This window comes from Isoalcanivorax pacificus W11-5, assembly GCF_000299335.2.
GTDB lineage: Bacteria > Pseudomonadota > Gammaproteobacteria > Pseudomonadales > Alcanivoracaceae > Isoalcanivorax > Isoalcanivorax pacificus.
The window spans coordinates 932336-953259 of sequence record NZ_CP004387.1; the positions used below are offsets into that span (position 1 = coordinate 932336).

The 20924-nt window shown below is 63.9% G+C and carries 20 protein-coding genes; 8 read left to right on the top strand and 12 right to left on the bottom strand.

The features are described 5' to 3' along the window. Positions 1 to 14 precede the first annotated feature (14 nt). From S7S_RS04400 to S7S_RS04425, 6 genes are all read left to right on the top strand, one after another. A complete protein-coding gene (locus S7S_RS04400; RefSeq protein ID WP_008738359.1) occupies positions 15 to 1841 on the top strand; it encodes an ABC transporter ATP-binding protein in 1827 nt (608 codons plus the stop codon). A gap of 57 nt (positions 1842 to 1898) precedes the next feature. Continuing rightward, on the top strand, positions 1899 to 2543 hold the full coding sequence (locus S7S_RS04405) for a hypothetical protein (protein ID WP_008738356.1): 645 nt from the start codon (positions 1899 to 1901) through the stop codon (positions 2541 to 2543). Positions 2544 to 2728: 185 nt separating this feature from the next. After that, positions 2729 to 3082: a nuclear transport factor 2 family protein gene (locus tag S7S_RS04410; RefSeq protein ID WP_008738354.1), complete on the top strand. Its 354-nt coding sequence runs from the start codon at positions 2729 to 2731 to the stop codon at positions 3080 to 3082. Between the two features lie 261 nt (positions 3083 to 3343). After that, positions 3344 to 3799, top strand: coding sequence for an SgcJ/EcaC family oxidoreductase (locus S7S_RS04415; RefSeq protein ID WP_008738353.1), 456 nt, complete (start codon positions 3344 to 3346; stop codon positions 3797 to 3799). 15 nt (positions 3800 to 3814) lie between these two features. Next, a complete protein-coding gene (locus tag S7S_RS04420) occupies positions 3815 to 4759 on the top strand; it encodes an ABC transporter ATP-binding protein (RefSeq protein ID WP_008738346.1) in 945 nt (314 codons plus the stop codon). Next, positions 4759 to 5520, top strand: coding sequence for an ABC transporter permease (locus S7S_RS04425; RefSeq protein ID WP_008738345.1), 762 nt, complete (start codon positions 4759 to 4761; stop codon positions 5518 to 5520). Before S7S_RS04420 ends, S7S_RS04425 begins: the two co-directional genes overlap by 1 nt. 17 nt (positions 5521 to 5537) lie before the next feature. On the opposite strand, the gene mscK is transcribed toward S7S_RS04425, so the two are convergent. The 4 genes from mscK to S7S_RS19540 all read right to left on the bottom strand — a co-directional run bounded on the left by mscK (position 5538) and on the right by S7S_RS19540 (position 10831). Next, entirely contained in the window at positions 5538 to 8855 is a 3318-nt protein-coding gene (gene mscK, locus S7S_RS04430; RefSeq protein ID WP_008738344.1) for a mechanosensitive channel MscK, read from the bottom strand. A 92-nt stretch (positions 8856 to 8947) separates the two neighbouring features. Then, entirely contained in the window at positions 8948 to 9886 is a 939-nt protein-coding gene (locus S7S_RS04435) for a PA2778 family cysteine peptidase (RefSeq protein ID WP_008738343.1), read from the bottom strand. 19 nt (positions 9887 to 9905) lie between these two features. Beyond that, the gene (locus tag S7S_RS04440) at positions 9906 to 10331 is read right to left on the bottom strand and encodes a PA2779 family protein (protein ID WP_238582937.1); all 426 of its coding nucleotides are present in this window, start codon (positions 10329 to 10331) and stop codon (positions 9906 to 9908) included. Beyond that, positions 10328 to 10831 (bottom strand): hypothetical protein, encoded by a 504-nt coding sequence (locus tag S7S_RS19540; protein WP_144401589.1) that lies wholly within the window; start codon positions 10829 to 10831, stop codon positions 10328 to 10330. The genes S7S_RS04440 and S7S_RS19540 overlap by 4 nt, the downstream gene beginning before the upstream one ends. Between S7S_RS19540 and S7S_RS04445 the strand changes: the two genes are divergently transcribed. Continuing rightward, positions 10830 to 11867 carry a phytanoyl-CoA dioxygenase family protein gene (locus tag S7S_RS04445; RefSeq protein WP_008738334.1) on the top strand — a complete coding sequence of 346 codons (1038 nt, stop codon included), beginning with the start codon at positions 10830 to 10832 and terminating at the stop codon, positions 11865 to 11867. The two genes, S7S_RS19540 and S7S_RS04445, sit on opposite strands and share 2 nt — an antisense overlap. Here S7S_RS04445 and S7S_RS04450 read toward each other — a convergent pair. The 8 genes from S7S_RS04450 to gatC all read right to left on the bottom strand — a co-directional run bounded on the left by S7S_RS04450 (position 11848) and on the right by gatC (position 19602). Beyond that, on the bottom strand, positions 11848 to 12954 hold the full coding sequence (locus S7S_RS04450; protein WP_008738333.1) for an FAD-dependent oxidoreductase: 1107 nt from the start codon (positions 12952 to 12954) through the stop codon (positions 11848 to 11850). The genes S7S_RS04445 and S7S_RS04450 overlap by 20 nt on opposite strands. A 34-nt stretch (positions 12955 to 12988) precedes the next feature. Then, positions 12989 to 13534 carry a hypothetical protein gene (locus tag S7S_RS04455; protein ID WP_008738332.1) on the bottom strand — a complete coding sequence of 182 codons (546 nt, stop codon included), beginning with the start codon at positions 13532 to 13534 and terminating at the stop codon, positions 12989 to 12991. A gap of 40 nt (positions 13535 to 13574) precedes the next feature. Continuing rightward, on the bottom strand, positions 13575 to 14384 hold the full coding sequence (locus S7S_RS04460) for a PhzF family phenazine biosynthesis protein (RefSeq protein ID WP_008738331.1): 810 nt from the start codon (positions 14382 to 14384) through the stop codon (positions 13575 to 13577). 14 nt (positions 14385 to 14398) lie between these two features. Beyond that, the gene (locus tag S7S_RS04465; protein ID WP_008738330.1) at positions 14399 to 15181 is read right to left on the bottom strand and encodes a cyclic nucleotide-binding domain-containing protein; all 783 of its coding nucleotides are present in this window, start codon (positions 15179 to 15181) and stop codon (positions 14399 to 14401) included. Between the two features lie 176 nt (positions 15182 to 15357). Beyond that, on the bottom strand, positions 15358 to 16182 hold the full coding sequence (locus tag S7S_RS04470; protein ID WP_008738329.1) for a crotonase/enoyl-CoA hydratase family protein: 825 nt from the start codon (positions 16180 to 16182) through the stop codon (positions 15358 to 15360). A 139-nt stretch (positions 16183 to 16321) separates the two neighbouring features. After that, the gene (gatB, locus tag S7S_RS04475; RefSeq protein WP_008738326.1) at positions 16322 to 17779 is read right to left on the bottom strand and encodes an Asp-tRNA(Asn)/Glu-tRNA(Gln) amidotransferase subunit GatB; all 1458 of its coding nucleotides are present in this window, start codon (positions 17777 to 17779) and stop codon (positions 16322 to 16324) included. Beyond that, a complete protein-coding gene (gene gatA / locus S7S_RS04480; RefSeq protein WP_008738324.1) occupies positions 17776 to 19236 on the bottom strand; it encodes an Asp-tRNA(Asn)/Glu-tRNA(Gln) amidotransferase subunit GatA in 1461 nt (486 codons plus the stop codon). The genes gatB and gatA overlap by 4 nt, the downstream gene beginning before the upstream one ends. 78 nt (positions 19237 to 19314) lie before the next feature. Next, on the bottom strand, positions 19315 to 19602 hold the full coding sequence (gene gatC, locus S7S_RS04485; protein ID WP_008738322.1) for an Asp-tRNA(Asn)/Glu-tRNA(Gln) amidotransferase subunit GatC: 288 nt from the start codon (positions 19600 to 19602) through the stop codon (positions 19315 to 19317). A gap of 236 nt (positions 19603 to 19838) precedes the next feature. On the opposite strand from gatC, the gene S7S_RS04490 reads away from it, so the two are divergent. Continuing rightward, the gene (locus S7S_RS04490) at positions 19839 to 20876 is read left to right on the top strand and encodes a rod shape-determining protein (protein WP_008738320.1); all 1038 of its coding nucleotides are present in this window, start codon (positions 19839 to 19841) and stop codon (positions 20874 to 20876) included. The last annotated feature ends 48 nt before the right edge of the window (positions 20877 to 20924 follow it).

The following is a 20924-nucleotide window of genomic DNA, read 5'->3' on the forward strand; positions in this document are numbered from 1 at the left end:
CGGATAGGTTGTTCATGTTTCGCTGGTTCGAACAACGGCTGCCGCCGTTCCCCCCTGAAACGCCGGAGACGCCGCCGGCCACCCTGTTTGCCTTCTGTCGTCACTACACCCGTGGGGCCGGGCCGTACCTGATTGCCAGTGCCGTACTGATGGCGGTGATCGCGCTGATCGAAGTGTGGATGTTCGGCTTCCTCGGCAACATCGTCGACTGGCTGTCGCTGCAGGATCGCGCCACCTTCCTGGACCGCGAGGGTGTTCATCTCGCCTGGATGGCGGCGCTGGTGCTGGTCGGTCTGCCGCTGGCGGTGGTGCTGCATTCGCTGGTGCTGCACCAGACGCTGATGGGCAATTACCCGATGCGCATTCGCTGGCTGGTGCACCGTTATCTGCTCGGCCAGTCAATGGATTTCTATCAGGATGAATTCGCCGGCCGCATTGCCACCAAGATGATGCAGACCGCGCTGGCGGTGCGCGAATCGGTGATCAAGCTGATCGACGTGCTGAACTATGTGGCGGTGTATTTCCTCGGCACCCTGCTGATCATCGGCAGCGCCGACTGGCGGCTGGCGACGCCACTGGTGATCTGGCTGGTGTGCTACATCCTGTTCCTGCGCGTGTTCGTGCCGATGCTCGGCCGCGTGGCGGAGAAACAGGCAGATGCCCGCTCGGTGATGACCGGTCGCATCGTCGACAGCTACACCAACATCCAGACCGTGAAGCTGTTTTCCCACGCGCGCCGTGAGGCGGCATATGCCCGCGAGGGCATGGACGGCTTCCTGACCACGGTCAACCAGCAGATGCGCCTGGTGACGGTGCTCAATGGCGTGCTCTACAGCCTCAACTCGCTGCTGCTGTTCTCGGTGACGGCGCTGGCATTGTGGTTGTGGCTGGGGGAATACGTCAGCGTCGGCGCTGTGGCGGTGGCGCTGGGCCTGGTACTGAGACTGTGGGGGATGTCGCAGTGGGTGATGTGGGAAACAGCCGGGCTGTTCGAGAACATCGGTACCGTGCAGGATGGCCTGGGTACGATTGCCCGGCCGCACACGGTGCAGGACAAAGCCGGCGCAACGGCCCTGGATGTGCCACGCGGTGAAATCCGCTTTGAGCATGTCGCGTTTCATTATGGTCGTGATGCGGGCCTGTTTGATGACCTGGACCTGACCATCCGTGCCGGTGAAAAAGTCGGCCTGGTGGGCCGTTCCGGTGCCGGCAAGTCGACGCTGGTCAGCCTGCTGCTGCGCTTCCATGATGTGCAGGGCGGCCGCATCCTGATCGATGGCCAGCCGATCGACCAGGTGACACAGGAGTCGCTGCGCGCCAATATCGGCATGGTCACGCAGGACACCTCGCTGCTGCATCGCTCGGTGCGTGACAACATTCGCTACGGGCGGCCGGACGCCACCGAAGAGCAGGTCATCGATGCGGCGAAACGCGCCCACGCGTGGGAATTCATTCCGGCGCTGAGTGATATCAAGGGCCGCACCGGGCTGTCGGCGCACGTCGGCGAGCGCGGGGTCAAGTTGTCCGGCGGCCAGCGCCAGCGGGTGGCGATTGCCCGCGTGGTGCTCAAGGATGCGCCGATCCTGATACTGGATGAGGCGACCTCGGCACTGGATTCTGAAGTGGAGACCGCGATCCAGGAAAACCTGGCGCAGTTGATGGAAGGCAAGACAGTGATCGCCATTGCCCACCGGCTGTCCACCATCGCGGCGATGGACCGGCTGGTGGTGATGGACCAGGGCCGTATCATCGAGCAGGGCAGCCATGATGAACTGGTGGCGCGCGGTGGCGTGTATGCGCAGCTCTGGCAGCGCCAGTCAGGAGGGTTCCTGGCGGACTAGGGCCAGCGGCAGGTGGATCTAGTGTCGACAGGCCCTGAATAACGACAAGGAGGGGACGTGAGCCCGGAGGAACAGCAAGGATTCGCGGAGGAATTTCTGCGCCACTGGCTGGCCGGCGGTTTTGGCAGCATGACCAAGCGCGAGACAGAGCTGCTGGTGTTCCACCTGCTGCGTGAGCGGGGCGAGTACCGGGGCCTGTCCGCCTATGCACTGGCGGCGCGGCTGCGCATTCCCGAGCGCCGCATCCGCACCCTGCGGCTGGAATCGGCGCTCAAGTACGAGGACATCAACAGCAAGGCGGTGCTGGGCCGCATTGTGCAGCGGCTGGTGGCACAGGATGTGCTGGCCACCTTCGAGGGTGGCAAGGTCTCGGTGGCACTGGAAGACCCGGTCGAGCAGCGTGAGCTGGAACACTTTCTGAAAAGCCGTGGCCACCACGCCGAGTACACGCTCAACACCGAATTGCTGCGCATCGCGCCGGTGCGGTTGCTGGAGCTGATGCTGGACAATATGGAACGTGGCGAGCGCGAGTTCGAGAAGCTGGTGCGTCGCCATGTCGACGACAAGGCCGCCAGTGCCCGCCTGCTCGACAAGGCGCTGACGCTGCGACAGAAGTTCGACCGGCTGCGTGAGGAAACACTCAACAGCCAGACACTGGTGGCATTGATGGGGGATGCTGCGAAAGTCTTTGCGGGGGGGTAGCGAGAGGTCTGACGTCGGACGTCTGACGTCGGACGCAAAACCGGGGAGCATCTGGTGATGTCAGTTGTGCCATGGGTGTGCACAAGTGCCGAGACAGGCATCTGGACCTTCGGGTACCACGCCTATGGTTTTTTGCGTCCGACGTCAGACGTCCGACGCTTTTCAGCAAGGGAGAAGAGGGGACCATGATTACACGAGAGCAGGCGGAGCATTTTGCCCGCGAATGGATCGATGCCTGGAACAGCCATGACCTGGGGCGCATCCTGTCCCACTACAGCGAGGATTTCAGCATGTCCTCGCCGCGTATCGTGCAGATTGCCGATGAGCCCTCCGGCACCCTGCAGGGCAAGGACGCCGTCGGTGCCTACTGGGGCAAGGCGCTGAAACTGCTGCCCAACCTGCATTTCGAATTGCAGGACATTCTCGTCGGCACCGACAGTGTGACGCTCTATTACCACGGCACCTCCGGCATGGCTGCCGAAGTGTTTTTCTTCAATGAACGGCATCAGGTGTGCCGCGCCTACGCGCATTACGCGTAACGGGTGTGCACCCTGGCGGACAGCGGCCTGTGGTGGCCTGTCGCTGACATATCCTGACAGGACACGTCAGTCACTCATGGTATGACTGTCACTCTGTCGAATTTCCGGCATCCCGAACGACCACAGCAAGACGCCCGCAGAAGGGGCGTCTTGCTGTGGTCGTGCGCGTGGTGGGCCTGAAGCGGGGTTGATGTCAGGCTGCGCGGCGATCGGGACTGGATCTGACAGGATCAGGCAATCCGTACATTGATGGAGGGGAGTATGTTGAACCGTCCGGAAGCCCGTATCAGGCTGGCCTCTGAACATACCGATACCCAGGAACTGACGCAGTTTGTGCTGGAGATGGAACAGGCGTTCAATCGCAAGGACGCCGAGCGGGTCTGCCGCGACATCACCCGCGATGCAGTCTGGGTAGATCCGGCCGGGGTCGTGCTGGAAGGCTGGTATCGCATCTTTGAGGCACGCAAGAGTCTGTTTGACGGCCCGTTGCGCGAACTGCGTGCCCGCTACAGCATTGAATACATCCGTTTCCCGGCCCCGGATGCGGCGCTTGTGCACCTGGTGCAGGAGCCGTTGGATGAGCATGGCCAGCCGCTCAGCGGTGCACGGGCCTGCCGTAGCCTGTATGTCATGGTGCGGCGGGACGGGCGCTGGTGGCTCTCGGCAGTGCAGAATACCGAATTGCCGACCCCGCAGGCGCTGCGGGAAAGTGCATGATCATAAGGAGGACGCGTGCAGCCGATCATCTCGGTCAATGACCTGACCAAGACCTACGCCGGGGGCTTTCAGGCCCTGCAGAACATCAACCTGGACATTCATCGCGGTGAAATCTTTGCCCTGCTCGGCCCCAATGGCGCCGGCAAGACCACGCTGATCAGCATCATTTGCGGCATCGTCAACGCCAGCAGCGGCACGGTGCTGGCGGACGGCCATGACATCCGCCGCGACTTCCGTGCGGCGCGCAGCAAGATCGGCCTGGTGCCGCAGGAACTGACCACCGACATGTTCGAGACCGTCTGGGCCACGGTGAATTTCTCCCGTGGCCTGTTTGGCAAGCCGGCGGACAAGGCGCTGGTGGAACGCATCCTGCGCGACCTGTCGCTGTGGGACAAGCGGCATGAACGCATCATGGCGCTGTCCGGCGGCATGAAGCGCCGGGTGATGATCGCCAAGGCACTGTCGCACGAACCCGCGATCCTGTTCCTGGATGAACCTACCGCCGGTGTCGATGTGGAACTGCGTCGTGACATGTGGGAAATGGTGCGGCGCCTGCGCGAGAACGGCGTGACCATCATCCTCACCACGCACTACATCGAGGAAGCCGAGGAAATGGCCGACCGCATCGGTGTGATCAACAAGGGGCGCATCGTACTGGTCGAGGACAAGCACGTGCTGATGCAGCAGCTCGGCAAGAAGCAGCTCACGCTGCATCTGCAACAGCCGCTGGCGGCGATCCCGTCGGCGCTGGCCGGGTTGCCACTGACGCTGTCGGTGGACGGCAGTGAACTGGTCTATACCTTTGATACCCAGAGCGAACAGACCGGCATTGCCACGCTGTTGCGCAGGCTGGGCGAGCAGGGCATCGATTTTCTTGACCTCAAGACCAGCCAGAGCTCGCTGGAGGAAATCTTCGTCAGCCTGGTGCATGACAGCCGCGCGGCACAGGAGGCCCACTGATGAACCGTTATGCGATCCGCGCCATTTACCGGTTCGAGATGGCCCGCACGTTCCGGACACTGATGCAGAGCATCGCCTCGCCGGTACTGTCCACCTCGCTGTATTTCATCGTGTTCGGTTCCGCCATCGGCTCGCGCATGGTGGAAATTGACGGCATCGGCTACGGCGCCTTTATCGTGCCGGGCCTGATCATGCTGATGCTGCTGACCGAGAGCATTTCCAATGCGTCATTCGGCATCTACATGCCGCGCTACGCGGGCACCATCTATGAGGTGCTGTCAGCGCCGGTATCCTATGTGGAAGTGGTGATCGGCTATGTCGGTGCAGCGGCGACCAAGTCGGTGATGCTGGGATTGCTGATCCTGCTGACGGCGCGGTTATTTGTGCCGTTCGAGATACAGCATCCGGTATGGATGGTGGCGTTCCTGATTCTCACGGCGGTCACCTTCAGCCTGTTCGGTTTCATTATCGGCATCTGGGCCGACGGCTTTGAAAAGCTGCAGATCATCCCGCTGATGGTGGTGACGCCGCTGACCTTCCTGGGGGGCACTTTCTATTCAATCAGCATGCTGCCGCCGCTGTGGCAGAAGATCACGCTGTTCAACCCGGTGGTGTACCTGATCAGCGGCTTTCGCTGGAGTTTCTACGGCGTCTCGGATGTGGATGTGGCGGTCAGCTTCGGCATGACGCTCGCCTTCATGCTGACCTGCGTGCTGGTCATCTGGTGGATTTTCCGCACCGGCTACCGCCTGAAACAATGACGCAACCTGGGGCCTGTTCACACCTGGGCGGGGCCGCCATCCTGCTGTGTACGGATGGCGATCTCCTCGCCCACCTTGTTCTTGATGAACACATCCAGCTGATTGAATGCAATCTCCAGCCCGTTCTCGCGGCACAGTGCGTCAATGCGGCGCAGCAGTTCATCGCCGGCCGGTACCCGGTCACTCAGTTCATGCACATGCAGCCGCAGTTCGTGATCCAGTGAGCTGGCACCGAAGGCCGTGAACAATGCCAGCGGCGCGGGTGTCTTCATGACGCGCGGGTTCTCGCTGGCGGCCTGCAACAACACCTTGCGTGCCAGTTCCAGATCGCTGCCGTAGGCGAAACCGACCTGGATCACCAGCCGTGTCACGCTGTCGCTCAGTGACCAGTTGATCAGCCGGTCGGTGACGAACGATTTGTTCGGGATGATGATTTCCTTGTTGTCGAAATCGCGGATGGTGGTGGCGCGGATGCGTATCCGGTTGACCGTGCCGGACAGGTCGCCGATGGTCACCAGGTCGCCGATGCGTACCGGGCGCTCGAACAGGATGATGATGCCGGAGACGAAATTCCCGAACACTTCCTGCAGGCCAAAACCCAGGCCGACACCGAGTGCCGCCACCAGCCATTGCAGCTTGGACCAGGACACGCCCAGGGAGCCCAGCGAGACCAGGATGCCGACGGCGGTCAGGGTATAGGCCAGCAGCGAGGTGATGGCGTAGGCGCTGCCGGGGCGCAGCGCCAGCCGCGACAGGATCATCACTTCCAGCAGGCCGGGCAGGTTGCGCGCCATCATCAGTGCGACCACCAGGAAGATCAGCGCGAACAGCACATCGCCGAGGCTGGTGCTCACCTCGCGCGCTTGTGCGCCTTCCCCCAGTGTCTGTTGCCACAGCGTCACATTGTCGAGGTAGGACATGGCGCCAATAAGATCCGCCCACACCCAGTAGATGGCGACGCCGAAGGCCAGCAGGAGGAACAGGTTGGCCAGACGCAGCGACTGGGTATTGACCAGTTCCAGGTCCATCGGCGGTTCTTCCACCACTTCCGGTTGCTCCCCGGCTTCGGCGGCTGCCTTCTGCTCGCGCTGTTCCTCGCGCCGGGCCAGCGCGCGCCGGTAGGCGAGGCGCCGTGCCGCCAGTGTCAGGCCGCGCCGCACCGTGGCACCGATCAGCAGCCACAGCAGCAACAGGTAAAAGGTATCCACCAGCCGGCCGCCCAGTTGCACCGCCGTGTAGTAGTACCCCACCGCGCCGAGCACAGTCAGGATCAGCGGTATCAGTGCCACCGTGGCCACGGTGGTGTAGCGCACCAGGCGCACCTTCTGTTTGCTCGGGTAGTGCTCGGCCAGCCGCCACAGCAGTACCGCCAGCAACGGCCCGCTGACCAGCACCACCAGCAGGCCGAGTATGTCGTCGGCGAGCAGTTCCGGGGCACGCTCGCCAATGGCGATGACAATGCCCAGCGGCAGGAATGCCAGTGCAGTGAACAGGGTCTGCCGGCGCAACAGGCGCACGTTATCGGCGGGCCAGCGGAAGTGGCGCGTGATCACGCTGTCCTTGCCCAGCAGCCGCAGCAGGGTGCCGAACACCAGCACAATCATCGAGACTTTCATCAGCACTGCGCCGATCAGCACCGCGCCGGGGGTGTCCCCGCTGCGCAGTACCAGGCCCAGGGTGACCAGTACCAGCGGCAGCGGCGCGGTAAGCAGCAGGGTCAGCCACAGGGCCAGCGGCGTGTGTTGCTGCGAATCCTGTTTCAGAAAACCGACGTCCTGATGCAACACCTTGAGCCGTGTCTTGATGCTGCGCCGGCGCCACAGCAGCACCAGTGCCACCAGCGCGGCGAATGCGACCACCGGCCAGAGGGCCTGGAAGCGTTCCAGTGCCTGCTGCCAGTAGCTGTTGTGCAACAGATTGCGCCACTCCCGCGCCAGCGTGCCGGGGGACTCGCGCAAGGTGCTCAGGCTCAGCGGCCGGCTGCTGGGCATCCAGAACAGCTGCTGCTGGATGGTGTCGCGGGCGGTGCGCCGCGCCGCGTCCAGTTGTGCACGCACGGTGGTGGCGTTGATCGACAGGGTCAGCAGCCGCGACAGTTCCGGGTCAAGCTGTTGCAGCAGTTCCTTGCGCACGTTCAGCAGCGACAGCAGGGCGGCGCGGATATCGGTGTTGTCTGTCTCGGCAGTACCAGCGAGCAAGCGGTTGGCGGTGGCGCCGGTATCCAGCAGCGCTTCGCGCTGATCGGTGATCTGGAACTGTTCCAGACGCAGCTCGGCGATATCCGGCGTGGCCACACCACTGTCATCCAGCCGTGGCAGCAGGCGTTGTTGCTGGTAGAGGATGCGCGACAGCAGCAGGCTGCCCTGCAGGGCAGCCACCTGTTCGGTCAGTGACCGTTCCAGTTGCCGTACCTTGTCGAGCTGGTTGCGCAATTGCAGGTTCACGCGCAGTTGCTCGTTGACCTGTGCGGTGACGGTCAGTATCCGTTCGGCCAGCGCCTGGTTCTGTGCGAGCTGGTCACGCAGCAGCGGGCTGTCGGGCAGCGCGGCGATCTGTTCGCTGGCGGCCTCAATGGCCGCGCGGGTGCGTACCTGGCGCTTCTGTTCCAGCACCGATTGCAGGACGCCCAGGCGGGTGTCGTCGTCATCGATGCGGCGTTGCAGCAGCGCGGCCTGCTGGCTGGCCAGAGTCTGCAGGTCGGAATTGGCCTGCAATTCAATGCGGCGCAATTCCAGCCGGCTGTTCAGTGCCGCAATCTGCGCCCGCAGGCGGGTGGTGGTGGCGGTGTTGTCGAGGGCGTCGTCACGCACGTTGAGCTGGATCAGCGTGCTGCGGGCTGCTTCCAGTTCGTCCAGGGTGCTGGCAATCGCGTTCTGCGCCCGCTCCGGCAGCATCTGGTTGCTGCTGACATCGCTGGTGGCGTCGGACAATTGTTCCTGCAGCTGTTCCTGCCGTTCCAGCAGGCTGAGCAATTCTGCCACCAGGGCGTCGATGTCGCGGGCTTCATAGTCGCGCCGCAAGGCGTCCGGATCGCTCGGCGTAAAGCGGCTGAGCTCGCGGCTGATGCGCAATGTCTCGGTCGGCGCGCGGGCCAGCCGTTCAGCGACCTGCTGCTGGCGTTTTTCGTTGTCTGCCAGTTCGTTGAGCCATTGCAGGGTCTGCGTCAGTTCGTCGCGCAGGGCCGCCTTGTCCGCATCCAGCGATTGCGGATCGCCGAGGTTGTCGATCTGGCGCTGGACATCGGCGATACCGGGCAGGTCGGTGTCCGCAGCGTGGGCGGGGAAAGTGAAGAATACACAGAGCAGCAACAGCAGATGCGAAAAGCCTGGTTTCATTGTCGGATCCTGTGACAAAGGCAGCCTCGGCCATCATCGCAGAAAATGCCCGCGCTGCCAGTGTGCAAACGGTTACAGGTTTTGGCTGCCCGCTAAAGGCAGCTTTCGCGAGCCGGCGTGTCGGCGACGGCCTGTTCCAGTTGCTGCAGGCGCTCGGCGCTGTGTGTGCTTTGCCGGGCGCCGGCCAGTGCGGTATCGGTGGCACAGCCCTGGCCGGCCAGGGCCAGCGCCAGGTTGTGCCAGGCGGCGAACTCGGACGGCCGGGCCCGGGTGGCCGCGCGCCAGGCGTGGATGGCGTGCTGCGCACGGCCCACCGCCCAGAGGTGATTGCCGAGGGCGAACTGCACCAGGTAGTCGTTCGGAAAGCGTTCCCCCGCCGCGTCCCAGTACGCCGTGGTGGCGCTGGCTCCGGCGGTGCCCGCAAGCTCTTCCAGCGCGCGCACCAGCGCCACCGGCCGGGCGCCAGCCGGCAGTGTGCCCGGCGGTGTCACGACCCAGCCCTGGTAGTCCGCCCGTGCCCAGGTGCGCACGAAGCGGTTCCAGTTCTCCGGTTCGGCTTCGCGGGTATCGGTGTTGAGCAGCACGGTGGCGCCCCGGTCGCGATACCCGGTCACCACTGCAAAGTGCCAGCGCGGGTAGAAAGAGAAGGCCAGGTTCTGCATCACCAGCACCGGCAGGCCGGCATCCAGTTGCTGCAGCAGCGCCTCCGGCGTGTTGACCGGGTACACCAGGCGTTCACGGGCGCGGGCGGCGGCCACCAGTTCCATCGCCAGGCTGCCACGACGTGCCGGCAGCCACACTTCATCCACCAGGGCCTGATCATCGACCCGGACACCGGCGCTGCCGAGTACGGTGGCCAGCGCCGCCGGGCCGCACTGATATTCTTCCTGCGGGAAAAACGGCACATCCGGCACCTGCTGTGCGGCCGGCATGTGGCTGTCCAGTGGCGCCAGGCTCTGGCAGGCGCCGAGCAGCAACGCGACAGGCAAAAAAAGAGCAGCGCGCAGGCTGCTCTTTCTGTTCGTGGTCATGCTGGTACGCGGTGTCACGTCAGATCGCGGGGAAAACGTTGGTGACACCCAGCAGATCAAGAATGATCAGCAGTACCAGGATAAACACCAGCACGCCCAGTGCGCCTTCACCGGCCGGCAGGTCCTCGGCCTGATCGGCGAGGCTGGCCAGTTCGCTGTCGCTCAGGCGGTCCAGGCGTTCATCCACCTGTTCCGGCGCCACGCCGAAACGCTCCAGCGTGCTGCTGGCATCGTCACGGGCAAGGGCGGCGTGGATGCGGGCTTCGTTTTCCGCACGGCTTTCCTGTTGCAGGACTTCCGCTGTGCCGATCATGCCCTGGCCGGCCCCTGTGACAGCAGCGTGCGCGGCGGGGACCAGCAGTGTCTGCATGGTGACAAACAGGACGGCCAGCATGCGGACAAAAACGGATCGTGTTCTGGAGTGCGATCGGAAAGAGGTCGTCATGGCAGCTTCCTTTCGTTGCTCGGGGTATGGGTTGGGACATTAACACATCCGTATTGCGCTGCCGGGCCTGTCGGTTGGGGTTTTGCAATTTTTTTGCGCGATGGCGCACGGTCGGGCGAAGCGTGAAAGAGTGTCAAATCCGGCGCGCGCGGTGCTTTTTGTGCAGTGTGTTTCGGCGGCGGCAAGGCGCCTGGCCGGGCGGCGTTTGCACGCGTGAAGGTGGCGTGGCAAGGTGGCTCCGCTGATGATGGCCGGTCGGGTAAGTGCTGACTGACAGCGCCAGCGCCTGACTGACCGGCATCGTCCTTTTCAGGGTGTTGAAAAAGTCTCTTTGAGACTTTTTCAAGCCACCTTTGCGGCACAGGTCCGCAAAGGTGGGCACGGAAAATCAATCGCTTATCGCGTTTGATTTTGCTGACGGCTTGATTGAGCCGCCAGCACAGACTGTTTTTCAACAGCCTGTTTATGTGCGTTTTTTCACAGACAGGAGATCGGATCATGTCAGCTACCCCGACCGCCGGTGCGCCGGTCATGGACGATGTGTCCCGCCCGGTGCCCCTGGACCCTTATCCCTCACGCTTTGCCCGCGCCGCTGATCTGCCGGCCATGTTTCCCCGGCGTGAGCCGGTGGTGCATGCCCGTTACCAGCAACGCTGGGACGGCCCGCTTGATGAAGTGGCGCTGTCTCACTATGAACGGGACGGTTTTTTGTGGTTCGAGGGTTTTTTTTCCCGCGAACGGGTGGAACCTTTTTTTGATGAGCTGTTGGCCTTGTCGCAAGACAGTGAGTTGATGGACTCGGATCAGGTGATCCGCGACCCGGACAGTGGTGAACTGCGTTCGGTATTTGCCATGCATGAACTGTCGGAGCGTTTTGACCGGCTGACCCGCGATCCGCGCATTCTTGGCATGGTGCGCCAGTTGCTGGGGGGTGAAGTGTATATCCACCAGTCGCGGGTGAATGACAAGTATGGCTTCCAGGGCAGTGGTTTCGACTGGCACTCGGATTTTGAAACCTGGCACATGGAAGACGGCATGCCGCGCATGCGCGCGGTGAGTGCCTCGCTGATGCTGACCGACAACAACGAATTCAATGGGCCGTTGATGCTGATTCCCGGCTCGCACCAGTATTTTGTCCCGTGCCTGGGCACCACACCGCCGCACAACTGGCGCCGGTCATTGCAGGCGCAGCAGCTTGGCGTGCCGCCGCAGCAGGCGCTGGCCAGGCTGTCCCGGGATGGCGGCATCCGTGCCCCGAAAGGGCCTGCCGGTTCGCTGTTGCTGTTTGAATGCAATGTGCTGCATGCGTCGAACCGCAACATGTCACCCTGGCCGCGCTCGAATCTTTTTTTCGTCTACAACAGCATCGATAACGCACCCGTGGCGCCGTACTGCGGCCAGCCGCCGCGGCCACGTTTCCTCGCGACGCGGGCCGATCCGCCTGCGGAGCAGGCCGTGCCGCAACATCACGGGCGGCGGACGGGCGGGATCAAGCCCCTGGACATGTATGAGTACTTTACGCCGCTGGGGGAGTAGTCATGACTGGAAAGCGTGCCATGAAACGGCGGTCGATGCGGTCCTTCACATGCCACAGCCAACGGCCGCCGGCGGACAGTCGCCGGCCACGGCTGCCGGTAGCGTAGCGCTCCCCGGCCGACAGCAGCGACAGGAACCGTTGCTGCGGGCGCCAGTGCTGCAGAGGCCGGTCTTGCCAGGCGGCGATCAGGTTATGCCGCAGCACCGGCGCCTGGCGTACTGCGTAGACCCCCGCGCGCGGTACCGGGCCGGGCTCCGGCCAGGCGCAGTCGCCGGCGGCGAACACCGCGTGGTCGTTGATGCTCTGCAGGGTGTCCTGCACGCGCACGAAACCGGCGTCGGTGACCGAAAGGCCGCTGTCGCCTGGCCAGGCGGCGCCGACGGCGCCCGTGCACCAGAGCAGGAAATCACAGGGATACGGCTGTTCGTGCTCGCCGTAAAGGTGACTGGCGGTCACCCGCTGTATCGGTGTGCTGGTGTGCAGGGCAATGCCATAGTGATCCAGGGCACGCTGCATGCGCCGGCGCACGCCAGCCGGGTAGCCGGGCAGCAGGCCGCCGGCACTGAACAGCGACAGTTGTACGGGCAGGCGTTGCTGGCGTAGCGCATGGGCAATTGCCAGGACCATTTCCGTGCCGCCGGCGCCGGCGCCGACCACGGCAAGGCGCAGTGGCCGCGGTTGCCGGGGCAGGGTTGCCAGCAGATGCTGCCAGCGGGCAAGGAAACCGGACACCGGCTTGACGGCAATGGCGTGTTCGCGGGCGCCGGGCACCGTGTCCAGTGCCGGTTGCGCGCCGATATCCAGGCTCAGCAGGTGGTAGGGCAGGCGGCGGCCATCGTCCAGCAACAGGTGCCGGCCGGTGCGATCAATGCCGGTGGCGGCCTGTTCGATGAAGGTCACGCCGCAGCGCTGGCACAGCGCTGCCAGATCGATGTGCGCTTCACGGCTGTGATAGTGGCCCGCGACCACGCCGGGCAGCATGCCGGAGTAGGGGGTGAAGCGGGCCGGCGACACCAGGGTCGTCGGCCCGGGTAATGGGCCCTGGCTGAGCAGCAGGGCGTGGGTATGACCACCGCCGGCCAGCACCAGGCCGGCCGGGGTAGTGCCGGCGCGGATGGGATTATTCCTGTTCGAACAGGGTGTCCAGGCGGGCCTTGTTGCGCTTCACCAGCGCCTTGTCGGCCTCCGGGGCCTTGTTGCCGATCTCACCCATGAGCGCCTGGCTCTGGGCCAGTTGCTGGCGCAGCATCTGTTTCTGTTCGGCGGGAATATGCGGGTTGTTTTCCAGCTCGGCCAGTGCGTCTGCCAGGCCGGACTGCATTGACTGGGCATCGGTGCCGGAGGCGTCGAATGCCAGTGCGCTGTAGGCGTTCATGATCTTGATCGTGGTGTCGGCCCATTGTTCGCTGCTGCTGAAACCGTGCCGCCGGAGAATGCGACTGGCTTCCGGGTGTTCTTCCACCGCCTGGATCATCTGCTCACGCATCGAGCCACCCTCTTGCGGGTTGAAACCGCCCATCTTGTCAGCTTCCGGGTGGGCGTCGGACCATTCCTGGCCTTCCTTGGCGGCAGCCATCCAGCGGTCCAGGGTGTCCTGGGTCAGATCAGCGGCGTGGGTGCCGAGGGTCAGCGCGAACAGTGCGCTGGCAATCACGAGGCGAAACATGGGGAAACCTCCCTGTCAGATAGGAAAACGATAGCGGTGCTCAGCCGACATTGAGCTGGCCCCGAAGATAGCACACTGCCTGTCCGCTGATATGTACTCGCTTTGCAGGATGGTCTTCCGCCGATACAGCACAGCGGACAGCGCCGCCCCGTGCGGAAATCTGCCGGGCCTCCAGCTGCCTGCGGCCGAGCCGCCCGGCCCACAGCGGGATCAGGGTGCAGAAAGCGGAGCCGGTGACCGGGTCTTCGTTGAGGCCCTGGCGTGGTGCGAAAAAGCGGCAGACAAAATCACTCTCCGTGCCAGGCGCGGTGACGGTGACAGCGAACCAGTCCGGCACTGTGGCGAGCAGGGCAAAATCCGGTTGCAGTGCACGGACGCAGGCTTCGTCCGGCAACAGCACCACGAGATCGCGGGCGGCACCGACGTACAGTGGGTCGGCGGTAGCGCCCAATGCCTTCAGCACGGTGGCCACGCTGTTGCTGTGGGCGACGGGTTCGGGCGGCCGGGCAGGGAAGTCCAGCGTCAGCCAGTCACCGTCGCGGACGACGGTGAGCTCACCGCTGGCGGAAGCGAAACGCACGCTGTCGCCGGCGTGCCCCAGTGCGTTGAACAGCACCCAGGCGGCGGCCAGTGTCGCGTGGCCGCACAGGTCCACTTCCACTGCGGGGGTGAACCAGCGAATACGATAGTGATCCTGCTCCGGCGCAAAAAAAGCGGTTTCGGACAGGTTGTTTTCCGCTGCGATGCGTTGCATCTGCGCGTCCGGCAGCCAGGCTGCCAGTGGCACCACACCGGCGGGGTTGCCGCCGAACAGCTGATCGGTAAAGGCGTCTATGTGGTAATAGTCCACGTTCTGGCTCCGGTTCAGCCCGACAGGGCGACGACCTGATTATTCAACTGCACGATCTGCCGCGCCATATCGGTGAGCAGGCCGTGGATCATCGACGGATTGGAGCGGATCAGCTGCCGGAACTGGTCTTTCGGCACCTTCACCACGGCGCAGCGGGTTTTCGCCCGCACGGTGGCGGTGCGCGGTGATTGCGTCAGCAGCGCCAGGGCGCCGAGCACTTCGCCTTCGCCGACATGGCCGACAACGACGTTGTCCACCAGCACGTCTGCGTCACCCTCGAACAGGCTGAACACGTAATCGGCGTTGTCGCCCTGGCGGATAATCGCATCGCCCGGCTGGAAATAGGCAAAGCCGGGTGTCGCCTGCGGGCCTTCTTCCACCTGCGCGGCCAGCAGCCGCACCAGCATGCCCTGCTGGGTCATCAACAGTTGTGTCCAGAGCCGGGCGCGCTGTTCATCGGCGAGCAGGGTGCGTACCAGTGCCAGGGTATCGAAGCCGAGCAGCAGCACGGCGCTTTCTGCGTGATAACGGATGCCTTCCCCGGAGGCGTCCGGTAACACCAGGTCGCCCTCGTCCCAGGTCAGCAGCCGCCGCTGCTGGCACTCCATGCCGAGCATGCCACCCTTGACCAGATAGGTGCGTGACGGGTCCATGCCATGGGCAAAGGCGTTATCGGTGGCGGCGAGGTGCAGTGGTTCGCCGTCGAGTGGCAGATCTTGCATCAGTTCACGGGCCAGGCGTTTGTACTGCCGGACCAGTGCGGAGAAACCGCTGGTAGGTTCCACGATGGACAGCATTGATTGACTCCGTTTTTCCCCCGGAAAACGAACGCGCCGACAAGCCCCCCGGGCGCGTTCCCACAGGCAGAGTATGCCGGCGGGATAAGTCAGTAAAGACACGGTCACCGGACGCAGTGCATCCGGTGTGCGAGAAACGTGAAGTGAGTCGAACTTCTGCTGTTGTCGCCGGCCGTTTATCCGAACTGGCGTGGCAGGAAGCGGGCCGGTTCTTTTTTGCGGGCGGCCTGCATCGCACGGCGCTGATTCTTGCCGCGCAGCAGGCGGAACTGGAGTTTGCTTTCCACATCGAAGGCGACGTCTTCCGGGGCCTGCCAGGTGTCGCGGAACAACTGTTTGGTGGCAGCCAGTGCATCCGGTGAACGGGTCAGCAGTTCCTGCGCCAGTGCCTCGGCCTCGGCCAGCGGGGTGTCGCTGACGCCAGTGACCAGGTTCAGGTGCAGGGCTTCTTCACCGTCGATGATGCGGCCGGTCATGGCCAGTGCCTTGGCCACGTCCAGTGGCACCAGTTCGCGCAGCGTGACGCTGCCGGTCATGTCCGGGATCAGGCCCCACTTGATTTCCATCACCGAGAATTCGCAGTCCGGCGTGGTGAAGCGGAAATCCGCCGCCAGCGCGATCTGCAGGCCACCGCCGAAGCAGTGGCCGTGGGTGACGGCGATCACCGGCACCGGCAGCGTGCGCCAGGCCCAGCACGCCTGCTGGAAGATGTTGGTGCTGCGGCCACCCCATTTGACGAAGGCGCGCAGGATGCCGAGCGGCTTGCTCATGACGCTGGCGAAATCCAGGCCCGCACAGAACGCCTTGCCTTCGCCCTGCAGGATCACGGCACGCACACTGCGGTCCTTGCGCAGGCTTTTGGCCGCCTCGACCAGCGCGTAGAGCATGTCCAGGTCCAGGCCGTTGTATTTTTCCGGGCGGGCCAGGTGCACATAGGCGATGCCGGTGTCGGTGCGCTGGAGGGTGACGCGCTGCCGGAAGGTGGTGGGCGTGTCGGACATGTTGGTGGCCTCGGTGGGTGGTCTGACGCCGGACGTCAGACGTCGGACGCAAAACACAGGGCGGGCGCCCGCCCACCACTGCCTGTCTTCATTTGTTTTAAGCGTCAGACGTCCGACGTCAGACGTCCGACCGCTTTTTTTATTTCAACCTCTCCTGCAACAACGCATTCACCTGCTGCGGATTCGCCTTGCCCTGGGTCAGTTTCATCACCTGGCCGACGAAGAAGCCGAACATCTTCTTCTGCTTGCCTTCGTCGGCGGCGCGGAAGGCGTCTGCCTGGGCGGCGTTGTCGGCAATCACCTGGTCGATGATCTTTTCCAGTTCGCCGGAATCCGACATCTGTTTCAGGCCGCGTGCTTCGATGATCTGGTCGGGGCTGCCTTCGCCGTGCCAGCAGGCGTCAAATACCTGCTTGGCAATTTTTGATGAAATCGTGCCGTCGAGGATGCGCTGGATCATCTGGCCGAGATAGGCGGCGCTGACCGGGCACTGGTCGATGGTGATGTCCGCCGCGTTCAGCCGCGCGGCCACGTCACCGATGACCCAGTTGGCAGACAGCTTGGCGTCGCCGGAGGTCGTCACCACGGCTTCGAAGTAGTCGGCCACGGCGCGGTCGCCGGCGAGGATGCCGGCGTCGTAGTCGGACAGGCCGTACTGGTCGATAAAGCGGGCCTGGCGGGCATCCGGCAGTTCCGGCAGTTCGGCGCGCAGCGCCTCGATGTCTGCATCGGTGATGATCACCGGCAGCAGGTCAGGGCAGGGGAAGTAGCGGTAGTCGTTGGCGTCTTCCTTGCTGCGCATGCTGCGGGCGGTGTGGGTGTCGCCGTTGTACAGGCGGGTTTCCTGCACCACCTTGCCGCCGTCTTCGAGCAGGTCGATCTGCCGTTCGACTTCCAGTCTGATCGCGGCTTCCATGAACTTGAACGAGTTCAGGTTCTTGGTTTCGGTGCGGGTGCCGAGTGTCTCGTCGCCCTTTTTGCGCACCGAGACGTTCACATCAAAACGCATGGAGCCCTGTGCCATGTGACCATCGCAGATGCCGACGGAGGTGACCAGGCTGTGCAGCTTGCGGGCAAAGGCGACGGCTTCTTCGGCGCTGCGCATGTCCGGTTCGGTGACAATTTCAATCAGTGGCGTGCCGGCACGGTTGAGGTCGATGCCGGTCATGCCCTGGCCGTTTTCGTCAAAAAAGTCTTCGTGCAGTGACTTCCCTGCGTCTTCTTCCAGATGGGCATGATGAATGCGCACGGTCTTGCGCGTGCCGTCTTCCAGTTGAATCTCCACCGCACCGGCACCGACGATCGGCTCGGCCAGCTGGGTGGTCTGGTAGCCTTTCGGCAGGTCCGGGTAGAAATAGTTTTTTCGCTCGAACACGGAGCGCTTGGCAATGTGTGCATCAATTGCCAGGCCGAATTTCACCGCCTTGCGAATCGCTTCCAGGTTGGTCACCGGCAGCGTGCCCGGCATCGCCAGGTCCACCAGGCTGGCCTGGCTGTTCGGCTCCGCACCGAACGCCGTGGATGACCCGGAAAAAATTTTTGATTGCGTGGAAAGCTGAACGTGGATTTCCAGCCCGATCACGGTTTCCCAGCTCATGCGTCACCTCCGAAGGCCGGCTGTTGCTGATGCCAGTCGGTGGCCTGCTGGAAGCGGTGTGCCACGTTCAGTATCTGGCCTTCGCGGAAATAGTTGCCGATCACCTGCACGCCCACCGGCAGGCCGTCGATCAGGCCGGCCGGCATGGACAGCGCCGGCAGGCCGGCCAGGTTGACGGCGATGGTGAAGACGTCCGCCATGTACATGGTGACCGGATCATCACTTTTGGCGCCCAGACCGAACGCCAGTTCCGGCGAGGTCGGGCCCATGATCACATCGACTTGTTCGAAGGCACGGGCGAAATCGTCGCTGATCAGGCGGCGCACTTTTTGCGCCTTCAGGTAGTAGGCGTCGTAGTAGCCGTGCGACAGCGCGTAGGTGCCGACCAGGATGCGGCGTTTCACCTCGGCACCGAAGCCTTCCGAGCGTGAGCGCTTGAACATGTCTTCCAGGTCCTGCGGGTCGTTGCAGCGGTAGCCGTAGCGCACGCCGTCGAAGCGCGACAGGTTGGAGGAGGCTTCCGCCGGGGCGATCACGTAGTAGGCCGGCACCGACAGGTCCACGGATGGCAGGCTGATCTCCACCAGCGTGGCGCCCTGTTTTTCCAGCTCGCGGAGGGCGGCGTGGGTGCTGTCGGCGATGCGGCCGTCCAGGGTGGTCGGGAAGAATTCCTTCGGCAGGCCGATGCGCAGGCCGGTGAGTGGCTTGTCCAGGTCGGCGCTGTAGTCGTCCACCGGGCGGTCGACGCAGGTGGAATCGCGCGGGTCATGGCCGGCCATGGCCGACAGCAGCAGCGCGCAGTCGGCGGCGCTGGTGGCCATCGGGCCGGCCTGATCCAGGCTGGAGGCGAAGGCGATCATGCCCCAGCGAGAGACGCGGCCATAGGTGGGTTTCAGGCCGGTGATACCGGTCAGGGCCGCCGGCTGGCGGATCGAGCCGCCAGTGTCGGTGCCGGTGGCAGCCGGTACCAGCCGGGCCGCGACGGCAGCGGCGGAGCCGCCGGAAGAGCCACCCGGGACCCGGGTGAGGTCCCACGGGTTCTTCACCGGGCCGTAGTAGCTGGTTTCGTTGGAGGAGCCCATGGCGAACTCGTCCATATTGGTCTTGCCCAGCACCACGGCGCCGCCGGCCTGCAGTTTCTCGACCACGGTGGCGTCATACGGGGCGTTGAAGTTGTCGAGCATGCGCGAGCCGCAGCTGGTGCGTACGCCACGGGTGCAGAAGATGTCCTTGTGGGCGATCGGCAGGCCGGTCAGCGGGCCGGCCTCGCCGCGCGCACGCGCGGCGTCAGCGGCGTCGGCCTGCGCCAGTGCCTGCTCGGCGGTAATGCTGATAAAGCTGTTCAGTTCAGGGTCAAGTGACTGAATTCGCTTGATAAAGTGCTCGGCCAGCTCGCGGGCGGAATAGTCGCCCCGGGCCAGGCCGGCCTGTAGTTCGGTGAGGGTCTTGCGGTGCATGTCGTGTCCAGCGTCTTTTATTTAGTGGCGGCGCGCATCGGGGCAGCGCGGTGCGGTGGAGGTGTCACGGATGGCGCATCACTCGATGACGCGCGGCACCAGGTAGCAGCCGTCCCCGGTGGCCGGGGCCAGCGGCTGCACGATGGCGCGGATATCCCCCTCGGTCACCACGTCGGCGCGCAGGGTCTGGGCCACGTCCATGGGATGGGCCATCGGCGCGACATCGCCCACATTGGCGTCCTGCAACTGGTTGACCATGTCCAGGATGCTGTTGAGACGGTCGGTCAGCGCAGCGCTGTCGGTCGGGTCCAGGTGCAGCCGCGCGAGATGGGCCACGCGTGCCAGGGCCTGAGGGTCGAGGGCCATGAAAATTTCTCCTGAAAAGCGGCTCCTGAGAAGAGGCGCCTGATTCGAATCGTGCACGGGTCACGATCCGTGCCGGGGAAACCGCAAAAACTACCACATTCGCCCCGATCGAGGCCATATCGGCCGGGATCCGTCTGCTTGCCCAAACCCCCCGCCATTGCTAGAGTTGCGCCACTGATGCCGCCGTGCGGCATTCCCGTCTCGCCCCAAATTTCAGGAAGCTGGCCAGGATGTCCTTGATCAAGCGTATTCGGGGGATGTTTTCCACCGACCTTTCCATCGACCTCGGCACCGCAAATACTCTCATTTACGTTCGCGGCCGTGGCATTGTGCTCGACGAGCCGTCGGTGGTTGCCATCCGTCACCATGGCGCCCAGAAGAGTGTGGCGGCAGTCGGTGCCGATGCGAAACGCATGCTGGGCCGGACGCCGGGTAACATCACCGCCATCCGTCCGATGAAAGACGGCGTCATCGCCGACTTTGAAGTCACCGAAAAAATGCTGCAGTACTTTATCAAGAAAGTGCACGAAAGCGGCTTCTTCCCGCCGGCGCCGCGCGTGCTGGTCTGTGTGCCGTGCAAATCCACCCAGGTGGAACGCCGTGCGATCCAGGATTCCGCCTATGGCGCCGGCGCCCGTGAAGTGTTCCTGATCGAGGAACCGATGGCGGCTGCCATCGGTGCCGGCCTGCCGGTACACGAAGCCAGTGGTTCGATGGTGGTGGATATCGGTGGCGGCACCACCGAGATCGCGATCATTTCGCTCAACGGTATTGTCTACGCCGAATCCGTGCGCGTGGGCGGTGACCGTTTCGATGAAGCCATTGTGTCGTTTGTGCGCAAGGAATACGGCAGCCTGATCGGCGAATCCACCGCCGAACGCATCAAGCATGAAATCGGCACCGCGTATCTCGGTGGCGAAATTCTCGAAATCGACGTGCGTGGCCGCAACCTCGCAGAAGGGGTGCCGCGCAGTTTCACGCTGAACAGCGAGGAAATTCTCGAAGCGTTGAAAGACCCGCTGAACAGCATCGTCAATGCAGTAAAGAATGCACTGGAGGCGTCGCCACCGGAACTGGCCTCGGACATCGCCGAGCGCGGGCTGGTGGTGACCGGGGGCGGTGCGTTGCTGCGTGATATCGACCGGCTGTTGAGCGAAGAAACCGGCTTGCCGGTAATCGTCGCCGATGACCCGCTGACCTGCGTCGCCCGTGGCGGCGGCAAGGCGCTGGAGCTGATGGATACGCGCGGTTTCGACACGCTGGCGCTGAGCTGATCGCTCCCGGCCGCGGCGGCCAGCGCGTGCAGGCCGCCGCTGTACGGA